26 protein-coding genes are annotated in these 18,312 nt (G+C 64.3%); all 26 read left to right on the top strand.

Annotated elements, in window-relative coordinates:
* Positions 1-39 precede the first annotated feature (39 nt).
* The 26 genes from rpoC to rplO all read left to right on the top strand — a co-directional run bounded on the left by rpoC (position 40) and on the right by rplO (position 18,282).
* The gene (rpoC, locus tag ACQY78_RS05815; RefSeq protein ID WP_428683617.1) at positions 40-4,212 is read left to right on the top strand and encodes a DNA-directed RNA polymerase subunit beta'; all 4,173 of its coding nucleotides are present in this window, start codon (positions 40-42) and stop codon (positions 4,210-4,212) included.
* Between the two features lie 432 nt (positions 4,213-4,644).
* Positions 4,645-5,016: a 30S ribosomal protein S12 gene (rpsL, locus tag ACQY78_RS05810; protein WP_298313471.1), complete on the top strand. Its 372-nt coding sequence runs from the start codon at positions 4,645-4,647 to the stop codon at positions 5,014-5,016.
* A 16-nt stretch (positions 5,017-5,032) separates the two neighbouring features.
* Positions 5,033-5,503, top strand: a complete 471-nt coding sequence (gene rpsG, locus ACQY78_RS05805) for a 30S ribosomal protein S7 (RefSeq protein WP_422012797.1) — start codon at positions 5,033-5,035, stop codon at positions 5,501-5,503.
* Between the two features lie 36 nt (positions 5,504-5,539).
* On the top strand, positions 5,540-7,645 hold the full coding sequence (gene fusA / locus ACQY78_RS05800) for an elongation factor G (RefSeq protein ID WP_428683614.1): 2,106 nt from the start codon (positions 5,540-5,542) through the stop codon (positions 7,643-7,645).
* Between the two features lie 27 nt (positions 7,646-7,672).
* Complete coding sequence (gene tuf, locus ACQY78_RS05795; RefSeq protein WP_428683612.1) at positions 7,673-8,863, top strand: elongation factor Tu; 1,191 nt, start codon at positions 7,673-7,675, stop codon at positions 8,861-8,863.
* Between the two features lie 36 nt (positions 8,864-8,899).
* Positions 8,900-9,214, top strand: a complete 315-nt coding sequence (gene rpsJ / locus ACQY78_RS05790) for a 30S ribosomal protein S10 (RefSeq protein ID WP_068198221.1) — start codon at positions 8,900-8,902, stop codon at positions 9,212-9,214.
* A 28-nt stretch (positions 9,215-9,242) separates the two neighbouring features.
* A complete protein-coding gene (rplC, locus tag ACQY78_RS05785; protein WP_428683610.1) occupies positions 9,243-9,965 on the top strand; it encodes a 50S ribosomal protein L3 in 723 nt (240 codons plus the stop codon).
* A gap of 10 nt (positions 9,966-9,975) precedes the next feature.
* Positions 9,976-10,596 carry a 50S ribosomal protein L4 gene (gene rplD / locus ACQY78_RS05780; RefSeq protein WP_428683608.1) on the top strand — a complete coding sequence of 207 codons (621 nt, stop codon included), beginning with the start codon at positions 9,976-9,978 and terminating at the stop codon, positions 10,594-10,596.
* Complete coding sequence (locus ACQY78_RS05775; protein WP_298313459.1) at positions 10,593-10,916, top strand: 50S ribosomal protein L23; 324 nt, start codon at positions 10,593-10,595, stop codon at positions 10,914-10,916. The genes rplD and ACQY78_RS05775 overlap by 4 nt, the downstream gene beginning before the upstream one ends.
* Before the next feature lie 16 nt (positions 10,917-10,932).
* Positions 10,933-11,763, top strand: a complete 831-nt coding sequence (rplB, locus tag ACQY78_RS05770; protein WP_425065028.1) for a 50S ribosomal protein L2 — start codon at positions 10,933-10,935, stop codon at positions 11,761-11,763.
* A 10-nt stretch (positions 11,764-11,773) separates the two neighbouring features.
* Complete coding sequence (rpsS, locus tag ACQY78_RS05765) at positions 11,774-12,052, top strand: 30S ribosomal protein S19 (RefSeq protein WP_304847675.1); 279 nt, start codon at positions 11,774-11,776, stop codon at positions 12,050-12,052.
* 6 nt (positions 12,053-12,058) lie between these two features.
* A complete protein-coding gene (gene rplV, locus ACQY78_RS05760; protein WP_020695011.1) occupies positions 12,059-12,445 on the top strand; it encodes a 50S ribosomal protein L22 in 387 nt (128 codons plus the stop codon).
* Positions 12,445-13,164: a 30S ribosomal protein S3 gene (gene rpsC, locus ACQY78_RS05755; RefSeq protein WP_428683604.1), complete on the top strand. Its 720-nt coding sequence runs from the start codon at positions 12,445-12,447 to the stop codon at positions 13,162-13,164. Before rplV ends, rpsC begins: the two co-directional genes overlap by 1 nt.
* Before the next feature lie 6 nt (positions 13,165-13,170).
* Positions 13,171-13,590 (top strand): 50S ribosomal protein L16, encoded by a 420-nt coding sequence (rplP, locus tag ACQY78_RS05750; protein ID WP_230552238.1) that lies wholly within the window; start codon positions 13,171-13,173, stop codon positions 13,588-13,590.
* 11 nt (positions 13,591-13,601) lie between these two features.
* A complete protein-coding gene (gene rpmC, locus ACQY78_RS05745) occupies positions 13,602-13,793 on the top strand; it encodes a 50S ribosomal protein L29 (RefSeq protein ID WP_298313449.1) in 192 nt (63 codons plus the stop codon).
* Between the two features lie 10 nt (positions 13,794-13,803).
* Positions 13,804-14,052 (top strand): 30S ribosomal protein S17, encoded by a 249-nt coding sequence (gene rpsQ / locus ACQY78_RS05740; RefSeq protein ID WP_298313447.1) that lies wholly within the window; start codon positions 13,804-13,806, stop codon positions 14,050-14,052.
* An 18-nt stretch (positions 14,053-14,070) separates the two neighbouring features.
* On the top strand, positions 14,071-14,439 hold the full coding sequence (gene rplN / locus ACQY78_RS05735; RefSeq protein ID WP_298313445.1) for a 50S ribosomal protein L14: 369 nt from the start codon (positions 14,071-14,073) through the stop codon (positions 14,437-14,439).
* 2 nt (positions 14,440-14,441) lie between these two features.
* On the top strand, positions 14,442-14,765 hold the full coding sequence (gene rplX, locus ACQY78_RS05730) for a 50S ribosomal protein L24 (RefSeq protein WP_425065030.1): 324 nt from the start codon (positions 14,442-14,444) through the stop codon (positions 14,763-14,765).
* An 11-nt stretch (positions 14,766-14,776) separates the two neighbouring features.
* On the top strand, positions 14,777-15,319 hold the full coding sequence (gene rplE / locus ACQY78_RS05725) for a 50S ribosomal protein L5 (RefSeq protein ID WP_298313443.1): 543 nt from the start codon (positions 14,777-14,779) through the stop codon (positions 15,317-15,319).
* Positions 15,320-15,333: 14 nt separating this feature from the next.
* On the top strand, positions 15,334-15,639 hold the full coding sequence (rpsN, locus tag ACQY78_RS05720) for a 30S ribosomal protein S14 (RefSeq protein WP_428683600.1): 306 nt from the start codon (positions 15,334-15,336) through the stop codon (positions 15,637-15,639).
* A 16-nt stretch (positions 15,640-15,655) separates the two neighbouring features.
* Positions 15,656-16,054, top strand: a complete 399-nt coding sequence (rpsH, locus tag ACQY78_RS05715; RefSeq protein ID WP_304847713.1) for a 30S ribosomal protein S8 — start codon at positions 15,656-15,658, stop codon at positions 16,052-16,054.
* A gap of 2 nt (positions 16,055-16,056) precedes the next feature.
* Positions 16,057-16,590 carry a 50S ribosomal protein L6 gene (gene rplF / locus ACQY78_RS05710; RefSeq protein ID WP_428683598.1) on the top strand — a complete coding sequence of 178 codons (534 nt, stop codon included), beginning with the start codon at positions 16,057-16,059 and terminating at the stop codon, positions 16,588-16,590.
* Between the two features lie 13 nt (positions 16,591-16,603).
* Positions 16,604-16,966 (top strand): 50S ribosomal protein L18, encoded by a 363-nt coding sequence (gene rplR, locus ACQY78_RS05705; protein WP_425065034.1) that lies wholly within the window; start codon positions 16,604-16,606, stop codon positions 16,964-16,966.
* 14 nt (positions 16,967-16,980) lie between these two features.
* Positions 16,981-17,565 carry a 30S ribosomal protein S5 gene (gene rpsE / locus ACQY78_RS05700; protein WP_298313435.1) on the top strand — a complete coding sequence of 195 codons (585 nt, stop codon included), beginning with the start codon at positions 16,981-16,983 and terminating at the stop codon, positions 17,563-17,565.
* Positions 17,566-17,576: 11 nt separating this feature from the next.
* On the top strand, positions 17,577-17,771 hold the full coding sequence (rpmD, locus tag ACQY78_RS05695; protein ID WP_425065035.1) for a 50S ribosomal protein L30: 195 nt from the start codon (positions 17,577-17,579) through the stop codon (positions 17,769-17,771).
* A gap of 31 nt (positions 17,772-17,802) precedes the next feature.
* Complete coding sequence (gene rplO, locus ACQY78_RS05690) at positions 17,803-18,282, top strand: 50S ribosomal protein L15 (protein ID WP_425065036.1); 480 nt, start codon at positions 17,803-17,805, stop codon at positions 18,280-18,282.
* Positions 18,283-18,312 lie beyond the last annotated feature (30 nt).

Genomic DNA, 18,312 nt, shown 5'->3' with positions numbered 1-18,312 from the left:
CGACTTCGAGAATTACGTCCACAGAACAGTAGGACAACAATGACCGACCTTATCAACGTACTGGGCCAGCCGCAGGGCACCCCGACCTTCGACGAGATCCGCATCTCGATCGCCAGCCCCGAGCGCATCCGCACGTGGAGCCACGGCGAGATCAAGAAGCCGGAGACCATCAACTACCGTACGTTCAAGCCGGAGCGTGACGGCCTGTTCTGCGCCCGCATCTTCGGGCCGATCAAGGACTACGAGTGCCTGTGCGGCAAGTACAAGCGCATGAAGTTCCGCGGCATCACCTGCGAAAAGTGCGGCGTCGAGGTGACCCTCACCAAGGTGCGCCGCGAGCGCATGGGCCACATCGAACTGGCCTCGCCGGTGGCGCACATCTGGTTCCTGAAGTCGCTGCCGAGCCGCATTGGACTGCTGCTCGACATGACGCTGCGCGACCTCGAGCGCATTCTGTATTTCGAGAACTACGTCGTCAGCAATCCCGGCCTGACGCCGCTCAAGTACCGCGAGCTGCTGAACGAAGAGCAGTACCTCAACGCGCTCGACGAGTACGGCGAGGGCTCCTTCGAGGCCGAGATCGGCGCCGAGGCGATCCGCGGGATGCTGCAGGCGATCGACCTCAACGAGGAGCGTCCGCGCTTGCGCGAGGAGCTGCGTGAGACCACGTCGGAGGCCAAGCGCAAGAAGCTCGTGAAGCGGCTGAAGCTTTGCGAGAACTTCATCGAGTCCGGCGCCCGTCCGGAGTGGATGATCCTCGAGCTGGTTCCGGTGATCCCGCCCGAGCTGCGCCCGCTGGTGCCGCTCGACGGCGGCCGCTTCGCGACCTCGGACCTGAACGACCTCTACCGCCGCGTCATCAATCGCAACAACCGCCTGAAGCGCCTGATGGAGCTGCGCGCGCCCGACATCATCGTGCGCAACGAGAAGCGCATGCTGCAGGAGTCGGTCGACGCCCTGTTCGACAACGGCCGTCGCGGCCGCGTCATCACCGGCGCGAACAAGCGCCCGCTGAAGTCGCTGAGCGACATGCTGAAGGGCAAGCAGGGCCGCTTCCGTCAGAACCTGCTCGGCAAGCGCGTCGACTACTCGGGCCGCTCGGTCATCGTGGTCGGTCCGGAACTCAAGCTGCACCAGTGCGGCCTGCCGAAGAAGATGGCGCTCGAGCTGTTCAAGCCGTTCATCTACTCGCGGCTGCAGAACTACGGCATGGCCAACACCATCAAGGCCGCCAAGCGGATGGTCGAGAAGGAGCGGCCTGAAGTGTGGGACATCCTCGAGGAAGTCATCCGCGAGCATCCCGTGCTGCTGAACCGTGCGCCGACGCTGCATCGCCTGGGCATCCAGGCGTTCGAGCCGGTGCTCATCGAAGGCAAGGCGATCCAGCTCCATCCGCTGGTCTGCACCGCCTTCAACGCGGACTTCGACGGTGACCAGATGGCGGTCCACGTGCCGCTGTCGCTGGAAGCCCAGCTCGAAGCGCGCGTGCTGATGATGTCGACCAACAACATCCTGTCGCCGGCGTCGGGCAAGCCGATCATCGTGCCGTCGCAGGACATCGTACTCGGCATCTACTACATCACGCTGGAGCGTGAGGGCGAGCCGGGCGAAGGCTCGCTGTTCTCCGAGATCGGCGAACTGGAGCATGCCCTGCACAGCCGCACGCTCTCGATGCATGCGCGCATCAAGATGCGTCTGGAGGCCTACGACGAAAAGGGCGTGTTCGCCAAGCGCGTCGTCGAGACCACGCCGGGCCGCATCCTGCTGGCGCAGATCCTGCCCAAGCACGAGAACCTGCCGTTCTCGCTGATCAACCGCCTGCTGACCAAGAAGGACCTGCAGAACGTCATCGACTCCGTCTACCGCCACTGCGGTCAGAAGGAGACGGTGATCTTCGCCGATCGCCTGATGGGTCTCGGCTTCTATCACGCCTGCCGCGCCGGCATCTCGTTCGGCAAGGACGACCTCGTCATTCCCACCGCCAAGGTGAAGCTGGTCGCCCAGACCAACAAGGAAGTGAAGGAATACGAGCAGCAGTACCAGGACGGCCTGATCACCTCCGGCGAGAAGTACAACAAGGTCGTCGACGCCTGGTCGCGTTGCTCGGACCGGGTCGCCGAGGAAATGATGAAGGGCATCTCGACGCCGGCGCCGGGCAAGCCCGTCAACGCGGTGTGGATGATGGCCCATTCCGGCGCGCGCGGTTCGGCGACGCAGATGAAGCAGCTCGCGGGCATGCGCGGTCTGATGACCAAGCCCTCGGGCGAGATCATCGAGACGCCCATCCTGTCGAACTTCAAGGAAGGCCTGTCCGTGCTGGAGTACTTCAACTCCACCCACGGTGCCCGCAAGGGACTGGCCGACACGGCGCTGAAGACGGCGAACTCGGGTTACCTGACGCGGCGTCTCGTGGACGTGGCGCAGGACTGCATCATCCTCGAAGAGGATTGCGGCACCGAGCGCGGCCTCACGATGCGCGCGGTCGTCGACGGCGGCGATGTGATCGAGCCGCTCTCCGAGCGGGTCCTCGGACGCACGGCGCTGGACGACATCGTCGATCCGCTGACGGGCGTGGTGATCAGCAAGGCCGGCGAACTCATCGACGAGGTCAAGGTCGAGCTGATCGACAAGGCCGGCATCGAGGAGCTTCGCATCCGGTCTGTACTGACCTGCGACACCAAGATCGGCGTCTGCGGCAAGTGCTACGGCCGTGATTTGGCGCGTGGTACTCCGGTCAACATCGGCGAGGCGGTGGGCGTCATCGCCGCCCAGTCGATCGGCGAGCCGGGAACGCAGCTCACGATGCGTACCTTCCACATCGGCGGCGCCGCGCAGCGCGGCGCGGAGCAGTCGAACATCGAAGCCAGCCACGACGGCACCATCCAGGTGCGCAACCGCAACGTCGTGATCAACAGCTCGGGCGTGCCGGTCGTCATGGGCCGCAATACCGAGCTGGTGTTGATCGACGGCACGCAGCGCGAGCGGGCTAAGCATCGCGTTCCGTACGGTGCGCGCCTGCTGGTCGACAGCGACACCCTCGTTACGAAGGGCCAGAAGCTCGCCGAATGGGATCCCTACACCCTGCCGATCATCACCGAAAAGGCGGGTAAGGCGGTCTATGTCGATCTCGTCGAGGGCGTGTCGATGCGCGAGGTGATCGACGACTCGACGGGCATCTCGAACAGGGTCGTGGTCGACTGGAAGGGGCAGCCGCGCGGCGGCGACCTGCGTCCGCGCATCGCCATCCACGGTGCGGACGGCAATCCGATCATGCTGGCCAACGGTCAGGAGGCCCGGTACCTGCTGTCCCTCGACTCGGTGCTTTCGGTCGAGAACGGGCAGGACGTCAATGCCGGCGACATCCTCGCGCGTATCCCGCGCGAGGGCGGCAAGAACCGCGACATCACGGGCGGTCTGCCGCGCGTGGCGGAGCTGTTCGAGGCGCGCAAGCCCAAGGATTTCGCGATCATCTGCGACATCTCGGGCCGCATCGAGTTCGGCAAGGACTACAAGAACAAGCGTCGCGTCCTGATCGTGCCGGAAGGCGAGGGCGCGGAGCCTGTCGAGTACCTGATCCCGAAGGGCAAGCGCATCGCCGTCCAGGAAGGCGACTATGTGGAGCGCGGCGATCTGCTGATCGATGGCAACCCGGTGCCGCACGACATCCTGCGCGTGCTGGGTATCGAGAAGCTGGCCGAGTACCTCGTGAACGAGATCCAGGAGGTCTATCGACTGCAGGGTGTGAAGATCAACGACAAGCACATCGAGACGATCGCGCGTCAGATGCTGCAGAAGGTCGAGATCACCGAGGCTGGCGATACGACCTTCCTGATCGGCGAACAGATCGACAAGGCGGAGTTCGAAGTGGAGAACGCCAAGATCCTCGCCGAGAAACTGAAGCCTGCGAAGGCCGATCCGGTGCTGCTCGGCATCACCAAGGCGTCGCTGCAGACCAAGTCCTTCATCTCGGCGGCCTCCTTCCAGGAGACCACCCGGGTGCTGACGGAGGCAGCGGTCGGCGGCCGTGTCGACACCCTGCAGGGGCTGAAGGAGAACGTCATCGTCGGCCGTCTGATCCCGGCGGGTACTGGCGGAGTCGTGAACCGTCTCAAGGCGATCGCCGCCCAGCGCGACCGGGCGATCCTGGCCGCCGGCGTGGAAGGCGAGGACCTGCCGGTCCCGACGCTCGAGGAAGAGCGCGCGGCCGACTGATCCCGGCCGTTGAGCGAGTAACTGGGAAGGCCGTCCTCGGAAGGGGGCGGCCTTCTTCGATTGTGGCCTCGCTGCCGCAATACCACCAGATATGGTTGTTAGATTCTTGCGCCCTTCGGAGGATGCGAGTCAGGAACGAGTCAGAATCCCGCGACTCAGAAATATCCAACGATATCAATGCGAAAAGCGGCGTCGCGTGCTTGACGCCTAGGAACAGCGGCCATATAAGCGCGCCACCTCGTCGGAGGGGCTGGTGGTTGGCGTAAGCCAAAACGCAGCCTGACGCCGAGGACCGCTACAAGTCAGGCCATTAGGCCACAAAGTAACTTTTCGCGCGGGGCTGCGCTTTAGCCGCTATGCCCGCGCAATTGCTTTGTGTCTTTGCGTCGATGTTGGGCGGACCCGAGACGGCGTTAAGGAAACCGGAAATCAATGCCGACTATTAACCAGTTGATCCGCAAGCAGCGCCAGGGCCTGAAGGCTCACAATAAGGTGCCGGCGCTCGAGGCTTGCCCGCAGAAGCGCGGTGTTTGCACCCGCGTCTATACGACGACTCCTAAGAAGCCGAACTCGGCGCTGCGTAAGGTTGCCAAGGTTCGTCTCACCAACGCCTACGAGGTGGTGAGCTACATCCCGGGCGAGGGTCACAATCTGCAGGAGCATTCGGTGGTCATGATCCGCGGTGGTCGCGTGAAGGACCTTCCGGGCGTTCGTTACCACATCATTCGCGGCACCCTCGATACGCAGGGTGTCAAGGACCGCAAGCAACGCCGTTCGAAGTACGGCGCGAAGCGTCCGAAGTAGGACGGGGAGGAAGAGCATGTCCCGTCGTCGCGCAGCTGAAAAGCGTGTCGTTCTGCCGGATGCAAAGTTCGGCGATATCGTCCTCAGCAAGTTCATGAACACGCTGATGGAGCGTGGCAAAAAGTCGGTCGCCGAGCACATCGTGTATGGCGCTCTCGACGAGGTCGAGGCCAAGCTGAAGCAGGATCCGGTCCCCGCCTTCCACGAGGCGCTGGAGAACGTGAAGCCGGCCGTCGAAGTCCGCTCGCGCCGCGTCGGCGGTGCCACCTATCAGGTTCCCGTGGAAGTTCGTCCGGAGCGCCGCCAGGCGCTGGCGATCCGCTGGATCATCCAGGCCGCGCGCGATCGCTCGGGCCACAGCATGACCGAGAAGCTCTCCGCCGAGCTGCTCGACGCCTTCAATCGCCGCGGCAACGCGGTGAAGAAGCGCGAGGACACTCACAAGATGGCCGACGCCAACAAGGCGTTCGCTCACTACCGCTGGTAAGCGAACTCCAGGCCTTTTCCTAGAAAGCCCCTCTCCATGGCTCGCACGACCCCCATCGCGCACTACCGCAACATCGGCATCATGGCGCACATTGATGCCGGCAAGACCACGACGACCGAGCGCATCCTGTACTATACCGGCAAGTCGCATAAGATCGGCGAAGTCCACGACGGCGCCGCGACGATGGACTGGATGGAGCAGGAGCAGGAGCGCGGCATCACGATCACGTCCGCCGCGACGACCTGCTTCTGGACGGTTGAGTCTGGCCCGAACGCCGGCATCAACTACCGCGTCAACATCATCGACACGCCTGGCCACGTCGACTTCACGATCGAGGTCGAGCGTTCGCTGCGCGTTCTCGACGGTGCCGTTTGCGTGTTCGACTCGGTGGCCGGCGTCGAGCCGCAGTCCGAGACGGTGTGGCGCCAGGCCGACAAGTACGGCGTGCCGCGCATCTGCTTCGTCAACAAGATGGACCGCACGGGCGCGAACTTCTATCGCACCGTCGACATGATCGTTGATCGCCTGGGCGCCAAGCCGCTGGTGACGCAGCTCCCGATCGGCTCCGAGGGCGAGTACAAGGGCCTAGTCGACCTGGTCGCCAACAAGGCGATCATCTGGCTGGAAGAGACGCTCGGCGCGAAGTTCGAAGTCGTCGAGATCCCTGCCGACATGAAGGAAAAGGCGGCGGAATACCGCGCCAAGCTGCTCGATATGGCCGTCGAGCAGGACGATGATGCGATGCAGAAGTTCCTCGACGGCGAGGAGCCCGACTACGACACGCTGATCAAGTGCATCCGCAAGGGCACGATCAACTACGCGTTCGTGCCGATCCTGTGCGGCTCGGCCTTCAAGAACAAGGGCGTGCAGCCCATGCTCGATGCCGTGGTGAACTATCTGCCGGCGCCGACCGACGTCGAGGACGTCAAGGGCGTGAAGATGGGCACCGACGAGCCGATCACGCTGCCGTCGAGCGACGATGCGCCGATGTCCGCGCTCGCCTTCAAGATCATGACCGATCCCTTCGTGGGCTCGCTCACCTTCGCCCGCGTCTACTCGGGCGTGCTCCAGTCTGCGACCGGCGTGCTGAACAGCACCAAGGACCGCAAGGAACGCATCGGCCGCATGCTGCTCATGCATGCCAACGACCGCGAAGACGTGAAGGAAGCCCGCGCTGGCGACATCATCGCCCTGGCCGGCCTCAAGAGCGTCACCACCGGCGACACGCTATGCGATCCCGAGAACGCCGTGATCCTCGAGCGCATGGACTTTCCGGATCCCGTCATCGAGCTCGCCATCGAGCCGAAGTCGAAGGCCGACCAGGAGAAGCTCGGCCAGGCGCTGGGCCGACTGGTCCAGGAAGATCCGACGTTCCGCGTTTCGACCGACCAGGAAACCGGTCAGACCGTCATCAAGGGCATGGGCGAGCTCCATCTCGAGATCAAGGTCGACATCCTGCGCCGTACCTACAAGGTCGACGCCAATGTCGGCGCCCCGCAGGTCGCCTATCGCGAGACACTGGGCCGCAAGGCCGAGATCGACTATACCCACAAGAAGCAGTCCGGCGGTTCGGGGCAGTTCGCCCGCGTGAAGCTGACCTTCGAGCCGGGCGAAGCCGGATCGGGCTACTCGTTCGAGAACAAGATCGTTGGCGGTTCGATTCCCAAGGAATTCATTCCGGGCGTTGAAAAGGGCCTCGAAGCGTCACGTGAGACCGGCGTTCTCGCCGGCTTCCCGGTGATCGACTTCAAGGTCACGCTGACCGACGGCAACTACCATGACGTCGACTCGAGCGTGCTCGCCTTCGAAATCGCCGCCCGGGCGGCGTTCAAGGAAGGTCTGGCGAAGGCGCAGTGCAAGCTGCTCGAGCCGATCATGAAGGTCGAAGTTGTGACGCCCGACGACTACATGGGCGACTGCATCGGCGACTTGAACAGCCGCCGCGGCCAGATCCAGGGCATGAATGCCCGTGGCAACGCGCAGGTCATCGACGCGATGGTGCCGCTGGCCAACATGTTCGGCTACGTGAACACGCTGCGTTCCATGACGCAGGGGCGCGCGGCCTACAGCATGACATTCGACCACTACGCACCTGTGCCGCAGGCCGAGGCCGACAAGGTCGTCGCCAAGCTGGCTGGCTAACAAACGATTGAAGTAAGGAAGACGAACATGTCGAAGGCAAAGTTTGAGCGGAACAAGCCGCACTGCAACATCGGAACGATCGGTCACGTCGATCATGGCAAGACGTCGCTGACGGCTGCGATCACGAAGATCCTGGCGAAGACGGGTGGCGCGACGTTCACGGCCTACGACCAGATCGACAAGGCTCCGGAAGAGCGCGAGCGCGGCATCACGATCTCGACGGCGCATGTCGAGTACGAGACGGCGAACCGTCACTACGCGCACGTGGACTGCCCGGGCCATGCCGACTACGTGAAGAACATGATCACGGGTGCGGCGCAGATGGACGGCGCGATCCTGGTGGTTTCGGCGGCCGACGGCCCGATGCCGCAAACGCGCGAGCACATCCTGCTGGCGCGCCAGGTGGGCGTTCCGGCGCTGGTGGTGTTCATGAACAAGTGCGACATGGTCGACGATCCGGAGCTTCTGGACCTGGTCGAGCTGGAAGTGCGCGAGCTGCTGAAGAGCTACCAGTTCCCGGGCGACGACCTTCCGGTGGTGCGTGGCTCGGCGCTGATGGCGCTGGAAGACAAGAACCCCGAGCTGGGCGAGCAGGCGGTTCTGAAGCTGATGGAAGAGGTCGACAAGTACATTCCGCAGCCTGCGCGCGACAAGGACAAGCCGTTCCTGATGCCGATCGAGGACGTGTTCTCGATCTCGGGCCGCGGCACGGTGGTGACGGGTCGCGTCGAGCGCGGCATCGTGAAGGTCGGCGAGGAAGTCGAGATCGTGGGCCTGAAGGCCACGACGAAGACGACGGTTACGGGCGTCGAGATGTTCCGCAAGCTGCTGGACTCGGGCGAGGCGGGCGACAATATCGGTGCGCTGCTGCGCGGCGTGGGCCGTGAGGACGTGGAGCGCGGGCAGGTTCTGTCGAAGCCGGGCGCGATCACGCCGCACACGAACTTCGAGGCGGAAGCGTACATCCTGACGAAGGAAGAGGGCGGCCGTCACACGCCGTTCTTCACGAACTACCGGCCGCAGTTCTACTTCCGGACGACGGACGTGACGGGCGTGGTGACGCTGCCGGAAGGCACGGAGATGGTGATGCCGGGCGACAATGCGCGGCTGGTGGTCGAGCTGATCCAGCCGATCGCCATGGACGAGGGCCTGCGCTTCGCCATCCGCGAGGGCGGACGCACCGTCGGCGCCGGCGTCGTCACCAAAGTCGTAAAGTAAAAACGTAACCGACGCGACAAGGCGAACATCATGGCCATGGACAACACAAACATCCGGATCCGGCTGAAGGCCTTCGATCATCGCGTGCTCGATTCGTCGACCAGCGAGATCGTGAGCACGGCCAAGCGGACGGGCGCGCAGGTGCGCGGGCCCATTCCGCTGCCGACCGGAATCGAGAAGTTCACGGTCAACCGCTCGCCGCACATCGACAAGAAGTCGCGCGAGCAGTTCGAGATCCGTACGCACAAGCGCGTGCTCGATATCGTCGACCCGACGCCGCAGACCGTGGACGCGCTGATGAAGCTCGACCTCGCCTCCGGCGTGGACGTCGAAATCAAGCTCGGCGCCTAGAGCGGACCAGGAAAGAAGGAAGAAGACCATGCGTTGCGGTCTCGTCACCCAGAAGGTCGGCATGACCCGCGTCTTCAACGACGCCGGGGAGCATGTTCCCGTCACCGTTCTGAAGGTGGATCAGCTGCAGGTTGTTGCTGTCCGCTCGGAAGAGAAGGACAAGTACACCGCTGTGCAGCTCGGCTACGGCAAGGCCAAGGTGAAGAATGTGACCCAGCCGATGCGCGGTCACTTCGCCAAGGCCAAGGTCGAGCCGAAGAAGAAGCTCGTCGAGTTCCGGGTCGCCAAGGACGCGGTCCTCGAAGTCGGCGCGGAGCTGGTGCCCAGCCATTTCGTGCCGGGCCAGTTCGTCGATGTCGTCGGCACCACGATCGGCCGCGGCTTCACCGGCTCGATGGTTCGCTGGAACTTCCACGGCCTCGAGGCCAGCCACGGCGTGTCGGTTTCGCACCGCTCGCATGGTTCGACCGGTAACCGCCAGGATCCGGGCCGTACCTTCCCGGGCAAGAAGATGGCTGGCCACTACGGCAACGAGCGGGTGACCACGCAGAACCTTAAGGTCGTCGCCGTCGACGACGAAAAGGGTCTGCTGCTGGTTTCCGGCGCGGTTCCGGGCCCGGCCAATGGCTACATCATCGTCAAGGACGCCTCCAAGCGCGCCCGTCACAAGGATGCTCCGTACCCGGCCGGCCTGCGCAAGGCTGCTGCCGAGGCGGCGGCTCCGGCGGCTGAAGCCGCTCCGCAGGCTTAAGGATCAGATCATGAAGATCGCGGTCAAGACCATTGAAGGCGGCAGCGCCGGCGAGATCGATCTCGCCGACGCGGTATTCGCCGTTCCCGTCCGCAAGGACATCCTGCAGCGTTGCGTCGTGTGGCAGCTGTCGCACCGTCAGCAGGGCACGCACAAGACCAAGGGTCGCTCCGAGATCACGGCGACGGCCAAGAAGATGTATGCCCAGAAGGGCACCGGTCGCGCCCGTCACGGTAACGAGGCGGCCCCGCAGTTTCGTGGCGGCGGCAAGGCGTTCGGTCCGGTCGTTCGCAGCCACGCCAGCGACCTGCCCAAGAAGGTTCGCAAGCTCGCGCTGCGCACCGCGCTGTCGGCCAAGGCGGCCGAAGGCAAGCTGATCGTCGTCGATGCCGCCGCGCTGGCTGAGCCGAAGACTGCCCAGCTCAAAGGCCACTTCGGCGCCCTGGGCCTGACCAGCGCCCTGATCATCGGCGGCGCCGAGATCGACACGAACTTCGCCCGCGCGGCGGCCAACATCGCCCATGTCGATGTGCTGCCGCAGCAGGGAGCAAACGTTTACGACATCCTGCGCCGCGATACGCTGGTGCTCACCAAGGATGCCGTGAAGCACCTCGAGGAGCGTCTGCAATGAGCGCCAAGCGGTACATCCCCCAAACCGTCTCGCGCCTGCGTATGTACGAAGTGATTCGTGCGCCGCTGATCACCGAGAAGACGACCAACGGTTCGGAGCACAGCCAGGTGACCTTCAAGGTCGCGGCCGATGCGACCAAGCCCGAGATCAAGCAGGCCATCGAAGGTCTGTTCAAGGTCAAGGTCAAGGCGGTCAACACCGTCACGGTCAAGGGCAAGAGCAAGGTATTCCGCGGCCGTCCCGGCGTGCGGAGCGACTGGAAGAAGGCGATCGTCTCGCTGGTCGAGGGTCACAAGATCGACGTGACCACGGGCCTGTAGGACGGGAGACAGAAAAATGGCCTTGAAGACATTTAAGCCGATCACGCCGTCCCTGCGACAGCTGGTCATCGTCGACCGTACCGGCCTCTGGAAGGGCAAGCCGGTAAAGGAGCTGACGCGCGGCAAGTCGAACACCGGCGGCCGTAACAATCACGGCCACATCACCAGCCATCACATGGGTGGCGGTCATAAGCGCCGGCTGCGCATCATCGACTTCAAGCGTCGCAAGTTCGACGTCGCTGCGACGGTGGAGCGCCTGGAGTACGACCCGAACCGCACGGCGTTCATCGCGCTGGTTAAGTACGCCGACGGCGAACTGGCCTACATCCTGGCGCCGCAGCGCCTGAAGGCGGGCGACGAGATCGTCTCGGGCGAGCGCGTCGACATCAAGCCGGGCAATGCCATGCCGCTCGCCAACATGCCGGTCGGTACGATCGTGCATAACGTCGAGCTGAAGAAGGGCCGCGGCGGCCAGCTGGCGCGCTCTGCCGGCAACTACGCCCAGCTCGTCGGCAAGGACGCGGGCTATGCGCAGATCAAGTTGAGCTCGGGCGAGCTGCGACTGGTGCCGGGCGAGTGCCTGGCCACCGTGGGTGCAGTGTCGAACCCCGACAACCAGAACATCGTCATCGGTAAGGCCGGACGCCAGCGTTGGCTCGGCCGTCGCCCGACGGTTCGCGGCGTGGTCATGAACCCGGTCGATCATCCGCACGGCGGCGGCGAAGGCCGCACCTCGGGTGGCCGTCATCCGGTGACGCCGTGGGGCAAGCCGACCAAGGGCAAGAAGACCCGCAAGAACAAGGCGACGGACAAGATGATCATCCGCCGCCGGCATGCGACGCGCTAGGAGATAGACAGTGGCACGCTCCGTTTGGAAGGGCCCCTTCGTTGAAGGCAGCCTGATCAAGAAGGCCGAGAAGTCGCGCGGGAACATCCGCAGCGAAGTGATCAAGACGTGGTCGCGTCGCTCGACGATCCTGCCGCAGTTCGTCGGTCTGACGTTCGGCGTCTACAACGGCAAGAAGTTCATCCCGGTGAACGTCACCGAGGAAATGGTCGGTCACAAGCTCGGCGAATTCTCGCCGACCCGCACCTTCACCGGCCATGCCGGTGACAAGAAAGTGTCGAAGGATTAACGCGCGATGAGCAAGCCATCCGCTCCCCGCCGTGAGGCGGACAATGAAGCAAAGGCTGTCCTGCGCGCCGTGCGCATCAGCCCGCGCAAGCTCGACCTCGTGGCCGCCACGATCCGTGGCAAGAAGGCCGCGACTGCGGTCAACGAGCTCACCTTCTCCAAGAAGCGGATCGCCCGCGACGTGAAGAAGGCCCTGAATTCGGCCATCGCCAACGCCGAGAACAACCACAACCTCGATGTCGACCGTCTGGTCGTCGCCGAGGCGTCGGTCGGCAAGGGTTTGGTCATGAAGCGGTTCCAGACGCGCGGCCGCGGCCGGGCTGCGGGTATCGTCAAGCCGTTCGCTCATCTCACCATCGTGGTGCGTGAGCGCGCCGAGGCGGAGGACAAGTAATGGGTCAGAAGGTCAATCCGATCGGCCTGCGGCTCGGGATCAACCGTACCTGGGACTCGCGCTGGTACGCCGAAGGCGCCGAATACGCGAAGATGCTCCATGAGGACATCCATATCCGCAAGGTGCTGCGCGAGCGGCTGGCCCAGGCCGGCGTCGCGAAGATCATCATTGAGCGGCCGGCCAAGCGCGCCCGCGTGACGATCCACACCGCCCGTCCGGGCGTGGTGATCGGCAAGAAGGGCGCCGACATCGAGAAGCTGCGCGGCGATCTCGCCAAGATGACGAAGGGCGAAGTGGCCCTCAACATCGTCGAGATCCGCAAGCCCGAGATCGATGCCACGCTGATCGCGGAGAACATCGCCCAGCAGCTCGAGCGCCGCGTCGCCTTCCGCCGCGCGATGAAGCGCGCCGTCCAGTCGGCGATGCGCCTGGGCGCCCTCGGCATCCGGATCAACTGCTCGGGACGCCTCGGCGGTTCGGAAATCGCCCGCATGGAATGGTACCGCGAAGGTCGCGTGCCGCTGCACACGCTGCGCGCCGACGTCGACTATGGCACCGCCACCGCGTTCACGACCTTCGGCACCTGCGGTGTGAAGGTCTGGGTGTTCAAGGGCGAGATCATGGCGCATGACCCGATGGCGCACGACAAGCGCGCCGAGGAAGCCGCGCCGCAACGTACGCCGGCGCGCGTCGAGCGCACCGAGCAGAGGGACGCGTAATCCATCATGCTGCAACCCAAGCGCACCAAGTACCGCAAGGCCTTCAAGGGTCGTATCAGCGGCGCTGCCAAGGGCGGCTTCAACCTCGACTTCGGCTCCTATGGGCTGAAGGCGATGGAGCCGGATCGTCTGACGGCGCGCCAGATCGAAGCGGCCCGCCGCGCCATCACGCGTCACATGAAGCGTGCCGGCCGCGTCTGGATCCGTGTGTTCCCGGACGTTCCGGTGTCTAAGAAGCCTGCCGAAGTCCGCATGGGCTCCGGCAAGGGCGCGCCCGAGTTCTGGGCGGCGCGCGTGAAGCCGGGCCGCATCCTGTTCGAGCTCGAGGGAGTGTCGGGCACGATCGCCAAGGAAGCGCTGGCTCTCGGTGCGGCCAAGCTGCCGATCAAGACCCGCTTCGTTTCCCGCGTCGGCGCCGAAGGCTGAGGGAGAAGGACATGAAGGCCATCGATCTGCGCCCCAAGACCAAGGACGAGCTGAAGAACGAGCTCGGCAACCTTCGTAAGGAAGCGTTCAACCTGCGTTTCCAGAAGGCTGGAGGCCAGCTGCAGAAGACTGCCCGCGCGCGCCAGGTGCGCCGCGACATCGCCCGCATCAAGACGGTGCTGGGCGAAAAGGCCGCCGGTTAAGGAGCACGAAATGCCGAAGCGTATCCTGGAAGGCGTCGTCGTCAGCGACAAGATGGACAAGACCATCGTCGTGAAGGTCGAACGCCGCATTCAGCATCCGATCTACAAGAAGTTCATTCGCAAGTCGAAGAAGTATCACGCGCACGACGAGGCCAATGCCTACAAGGGCAAGATCGGCGAAATCGTGCGCATCCGCGAATGCCGTCCGCTGTCCAAGACCAAGAGCTGGGAAGTTCTTGTCGAAGGCGCGAAGGCTTAGGCGGATCGGAGCACAGACATGATTCAGATGCGAACCAACCTCGAGGTCGCCGACAATTCGGGCGCCCGTCGAGTCCAGTGCATCAAGGTGCTGGGCGGCTCTCGCCGCAAGTATGCCAGCGTGGGTGACGTGATCGTAGTGTCGATCAAGGAAGCCATTCCGCGCGGTAAGGTGAAGAAGGGCGAGGTGCATCGTGCCGTCGTCGTCCGCACCTCCTTCGCGCTGCGCCGCCAGGACGGCAGCGCGATCCGCTTCGACCGCAACGCCGCCGTGCTCATCAGCAAGCAGGACGAGCCGATCGGCACCCGTATCTTCGGACCGGTGACGCGCGAGCTGCGCGCCAAGAAGTTCATGAAGATCATCTCGCTTGCGCCTGAGGTGCTCTAGCCATGGCAATTAAACTCAAGATCAAGAAGGGCGACCGGGTGAAAGTCATCACCGGTGGCAGCAAGGGTAAGGTAGGCGACGTCCTGCGTGTTCTTCCCAAGGAGAACCGCGTGATTGTTTCCGGCGTGAACATGATCAAGCGCCACACCAAGCCGAGCCGCGCGGAAGCCGGCGGAATCATCGAACGCGAGGCCACGATCCACGTCTCCAACGTGGCCCTGCTGGATCCCAAATCGGATAAGCCGACGAAAGTCGGCTTCCGGTTCCTTGAAGACGGCCGCAAGGTGCGCATCGCGCGTGCCTCCGGCGAGACCATCGACCGCTAGGAGAACGGGCCATGCCCGCGCGTCTGCAAGAACACTACATCAAGACCGTGCGTGAGGCGCTGACGAAGGAGTTCTCCTACCAGAACTCGTTCCAGGTGCCGAAGCTGGACAAGATCGTCATCAACATGGGCGTCGGCGAGGCGGTCAACGACCGCAAGGCCGTCGATGGCGCCGTGGCCGACCTCACGGCGATTACCGGCCAGAAGCCTGTGATCACCCGGTCGCGCAAGTCGATCGCGACCTTCAAGCTGCGCGAGGGCATGGCGATCGGCGCCAAGGTCACGCTGCGCCGCGACCGCATGTACGAGTTCATCGATCGCCTGATCACGATCGCCCTGCCGCGTGTTCGCGATTTCCGCGGGCTCAACGGCAAGTCGTTCGACGGCAATGGCAACTACGCCATGGGCCTGAAGGAACAGATCGTGTTCCCCGAGATCGACTACGACAAGGTCGATCAGGTGCGCGGTATGGACATCATCATCTGCACGACTGCGAAGACGGACGCGGAAGCAAGGTCGCTTCTCCGCGCATTCGACTTCCCGTTCGTGAACTGAGGCCGGAGAAACACATGGCCAAGACGAGTTCGATCGAGAAGAACAACCGTCGCGCTAAGATGGCGAAGCAATTCGCCGGCAAGCGCGCCAGGCTGAAGGCAATGGCGGTCGACGATAAGTTGACGCCGGAAGAGCGTTTCGGGGCCCGCCTCAAGCTGGCGGAACTGCCGCGCAATTCCTCGCCGACGCGGGTGCGCAACCGGTGCGAACTCACGGGCCGTCCGCGGGCCGTGTACCGCAAGTTCAAGCTGTCGCGCATTGCGCTGCGTCAGCTCGCGTCGCTGGGCGCTCTGCCCGGCGTCGTGAAGTCGAGCTGGTAAACGGGGACCGTAGACCATGGCGATGACAGATCCCGTCGGCGATTTGCTGACCCGCATCCGTAACGGCCAGTCGGCGCGCCTCGAGAGCGTGACGGCGCCGGCTTCGCGGCTCCGCTCCAGCGTGCTCGACGTGCTCCAGCGCGAGGGCTATATCCGCGGCTGGTTCGAGGAAGAGCTTCGGCCGGGCGTCCGGGAACTCCGGATCGAACTGAAGTACGATAATGGCCGTCCGGTCATCAAGGAGATCAAGCGTGTCTCCACGCCGGGACGTCGCGTCTACTCCAAGATCCGCGAGCTGCCGCGCCACTTCAACGGGCTGGGCATCTCGATCCTGTCCACGCCGCGCGGTGTCATGTCCGACGCCGAGGCGCGTGCCGCCAATGTCGGCGGCGAAGTCATCTGCAAGGTGTTCTGAGCATGTCGCGCGTCGGCAAAAATCCGGTCGTCATTCCGGCCGGTGTCACCATCGAGCTCAAGGGCCAGCATCTCAAGGCCAAGGGCAAGCGGGGAGAGCTCCAGCTCGTCGTCCATGACGACGTGTCCATCGCCAAGGAAGGCGAGGGACTGGTCTTCAAGCCGCGTAACGACAGCCGCCGCGCCCGCATGCAGTGGGGCACGGCGCGGAACCTGGCGAGCAACGTCATTCGCGGCGTTTCCGACGGGTTCACCATCAACCTCGAGATCAACGGCGTGGGTTACCGCGCCGCGGCCGACGCCAAGATGCTGAAGATGCAGCTCGGCTTCAGCCACGATGTCGAGATTCCCATTCCGGCCGGTATCCAGATCAAGGCGCTCAAGCCGACCGAGATCGAGATATCGGGTTCCGATCGTCAGCGTGTGGGCCAGATTGCGGCCGAGATCCGCAGCCTGCGTCCGCCCGAGCCCTACAAGGGTAAGGGCATCAAGTACTCGACTGAGACGATCCGGCGCAAGGAAGGCAAGAAGAAGTAGAGGCGAGAGAATCATGTCCGACCGCAATGCTCTTTTCGCCCGTCGCCAGCGGCGCACGCGCTACGCGCTGCGCCAGGCCAGCAACGGCCGTCCACGCCTCAGCGTCTTCCGCTCGGGCAAGCACATCTACGCCCAGGTCATCGACGACCGGAAGGGCGTCACCCTGGCCGCTGCCTCGACGCTCGACAAGGACGTCCGGGGCTCGCTCAAGACCGGCGCCGACAAGGGCGCAGCGGCCGAAGTCGGCAAGCTGATTGCCGCTCGCGCCGTTGCGGCCGGTGTCAAGGAAGTCGTCTTTGACCGCGGTGGCTACACGTATCATGGCCGCATCGCTGCGCTGGCCAATGCCGCCCGTGAGGGCGGCCTGTCGTTCTGATCGGGAGTTAGAATATGGCTCGTTCACCCGGTGGTTCCGGCCGTTCCCCTCGCGATCGCGATCGGCCCCGTGACCGCGACGAGGACAATGAACTGACTGACAAGCTCGTCACGATCAATCGCGTCGCGAAGGTCGTGAAGGGTGGTCGTCGCTTCGCTTTCGCCGCCATCGTCGTCGTCGGCGACCAGCGTGGTCGTGTCGGTCACGGTGCCGGCAAGGCCCGCGAGGTTCCGGAAGCGATCCGCAAGGCGACGGAAGCCGCCAAGCGTGGTCTGATCCGCGTGCCGCTGCGCGACGGACGCACGCTGCACCACGACGTGAAAGGTCGCTTCGGCGCCGGCAAGGTGACGCTGCGCGCGGCTCCGGCAGGTACCGGCATCATCGCCGGCGGCCCGATGCGCGCCATCTTCGAAACCTTGGGAATCAAGGACATCGTGGCCAAGTCCGTCGGCACGTCCAACCCGCACAACATGATCAAGGCGACCTTCAAGGCGCTCGACCAGCTCAACTCGCCGCGCATGGTGGCGACGCGCCGCGGCAAGAAGGTCGGTGACCTGCTGGGCCGTCGCGACGAGACCACCGCCGAAGCGGCGGCTTAAGGAAGCGGACCATGGCCCAGGGCAAGACCATCAAGATCACCCAGACCGGCAGCCATATTGGCCGCACGGAAGACCAGCGCGGAACGCTGATCGGCCTGGGCTTGAACAAGCGCCACCGTACCCGCGAGCTCGTGGATACGCCGGAAGTGCGCGGCATGATCAACAAGGTGCGCCATCTCGTGCGCGTCGAAGAGGAAACGCGCTAGCCCCAGGGCTGTGGCGCGGAGGTAAAAGACCATGAGACTGAACCAGATCTCCGACAATCCGGGCGCCCGCAAGGGACGCATGCGCGTCGGCCGCGGTATCGGCTCCGGCAAGGGCAAGACCGCAGGTCGTGGCGTCAAGGGCCAGAAGTCGCGTACGGGCGTCGCCATCAAGGGCTTCGAGGGCGGCCAGATGCCGCTTTACCGGCGCATCCCCAAGCGCGGTTTCCGTCCGCCCCACCAGAAGACCTGGCAGGTGATCAACCTGGGCACGCTGCAGAAGGCGATCGACGACAAGAAGCTCGACGCCGGCAAGCTGATCGACGCCGAGGCGATGATCGCCGCCGGCCTGATCAAGAATGCCGCGGACGGTGTCCGTCTTCTTGGCAAGGGCGAGCTGACGACCAAGATCGACGTGAAGGTCGCGGGCGCTTCGGCGTCGGCGATTGCCGCGGTCGAGAAAGTCGGTGGTAAGGTCGAACTGCCGCCCAAGCCCGTCGCCGACGCGGCCTGAACCGGACGGCGTCAACGGGGGCGTCGTTTC

It is taken from the genome of Reyranella sp. (assembly GCF_965279625.1).
Taxonomy (GTDB): Bacteria; Pseudomonadota; Alphaproteobacteria; order Reyranellales; family Reyranellaceae; genus Reyranella.
The sequence above is the reverse complement of the archived record's forward strand: the minus strand, read 5'-3'. Positions and strand labels throughout refer to the sequence as shown.

What these genes read in the sequence shown, in the direction of transcription:
- rpoC (WP_428683617.1), top strand. Translation starts at nt 40, where the DNA reads ATGACCGACCTTATCAACGTACTGGGCCAGCCGCAGGGCACCCCGACC.
- rpsL (WP_298313471.1), top strand. Translation starts at nt 4,645, where the DNA reads ATGCCGACTATTAACCAGTTGATCCGCAAGCAGCGCCAGGGCCTGAAG.
- rpsG (WP_422012797.1), top strand. Translation starts at nt 5,033, where the DNA reads ATGTCCCGTCGTCGCGCAGCTGAAAAGCGTGTCGTTCTGCCGGATGCA.
- fusA (WP_428683614.1), top strand. Translation starts at nt 5,540, where the DNA reads ATGGCTCGCACGACCCCCATCGCGCACTACCGCAACATCGGCATCATG.
- tuf (WP_428683612.1), top strand. Translation starts at nt 7,673, where the DNA reads ATGTCGAAGGCAAAGTTTGAGCGGAACAAGCCGCACTGCAACATCGGA.
- rpsJ (WP_068198221.1), top strand. Translation starts at nt 8,900, where the DNA reads ATGGACAACACAAACATCCGGATCCGGCTGAAGGCCTTCGATCATCGC.
- rplC (WP_428683610.1), top strand. Translation starts at nt 9,243, where the DNA reads ATGCGTTGCGGTCTCGTCACCCAGAAGGTCGGCATGACCCGCGTCTTC.
- rplD (WP_428683608.1), top strand. Translation starts at nt 9,976, where the DNA reads ATGAAGATCGCGGTCAAGACCATTGAAGGCGGCAGCGCCGGCGAGATC.
- ACQY78_RS05775 (WP_298313459.1), top strand. Translation starts at nt 10,593, where the DNA reads ATGAGCGCCAAGCGGTACATCCCCCAAACCGTCTCGCGCCTGCGTATG.
- rplB (WP_425065028.1), top strand. Translation starts at nt 10,933, where the DNA reads ATGGCCTTGAAGACATTTAAGCCGATCACGCCGTCCCTGCGACAGCTG.
- rplV (WP_020695011.1), top strand. Translation starts at nt 12,059, where the DNA reads ATGAGCAAGCCATCCGCTCCCCGCCGTGAGGCGGACAATGAAGCAAAG.
- rpsC (WP_428683604.1), top strand. Translation starts at nt 12,445, where the DNA reads ATGGGTCAGAAGGTCAATCCGATCGGCCTGCGGCTCGGGATCAACCGT.
- rplP (WP_230552238.1), top strand. Translation starts at nt 13,171, where the DNA reads ATGCTGCAACCCAAGCGCACCAAGTACCGCAAGGCCTTCAAGGGTCGT.
- rpmC (WP_298313449.1), top strand. Translation starts at nt 13,602, where the DNA reads ATGAAGGCCATCGATCTGCGCCCCAAGACCAAGGACGAGCTGAAGAAC.
- rpsQ (WP_298313447.1), top strand. Translation starts at nt 13,804, where the DNA reads ATGCCGAAGCGTATCCTGGAAGGCGTCGTCGTCAGCGACAAGATGGAC.
- rplN (WP_298313445.1), top strand. Translation starts at nt 14,071, where the DNA reads ATGATTCAGATGCGAACCAACCTCGAGGTCGCCGACAATTCGGGCGCC.
- rplX (WP_425065030.1), top strand. Translation starts at nt 14,442, where the DNA reads ATGGCAATTAAACTCAAGATCAAGAAGGGCGACCGGGTGAAAGTCATC.
- rplE (WP_298313443.1), top strand. Translation starts at nt 14,777, where the DNA reads ATGCCCGCGCGTCTGCAAGAACACTACATCAAGACCGTGCGTGAGGCG.
- rpsN (WP_428683600.1), top strand. Translation starts at nt 15,334, where the DNA reads ATGGCCAAGACGAGTTCGATCGAGAAGAACAACCGTCGCGCTAAGATG.
- rpsH (WP_304847713.1), top strand. Translation starts at nt 15,656, where the DNA reads ATGGCGATGACAGATCCCGTCGGCGATTTGCTGACCCGCATCCGTAAC.
- rplF (WP_428683598.1), top strand. Translation starts at nt 16,057, where the DNA reads ATGTCGCGCGTCGGCAAAAATCCGGTCGTCATTCCGGCCGGTGTCACC.
- rplR (WP_425065034.1), top strand. Translation starts at nt 16,604, where the DNA reads ATGTCCGACCGCAATGCTCTTTTCGCCCGTCGCCAGCGGCGCACGCGC.
- rpsE (WP_298313435.1), top strand. Translation starts at nt 16,981, where the DNA reads ATGGCTCGTTCACCCGGTGGTTCCGGCCGTTCCCCTCGCGATCGCGAT.
- rpmD (WP_425065035.1), top strand. Translation starts at nt 17,577, where the DNA reads ATGGCCCAGGGCAAGACCATCAAGATCACCCAGACCGGCAGCCATATT.
- rplO (WP_425065036.1), top strand. Translation starts at nt 17,803, where the DNA reads ATGAGACTGAACCAGATCTCCGACAATCCGGGCGCCCGCAAGGGACGC.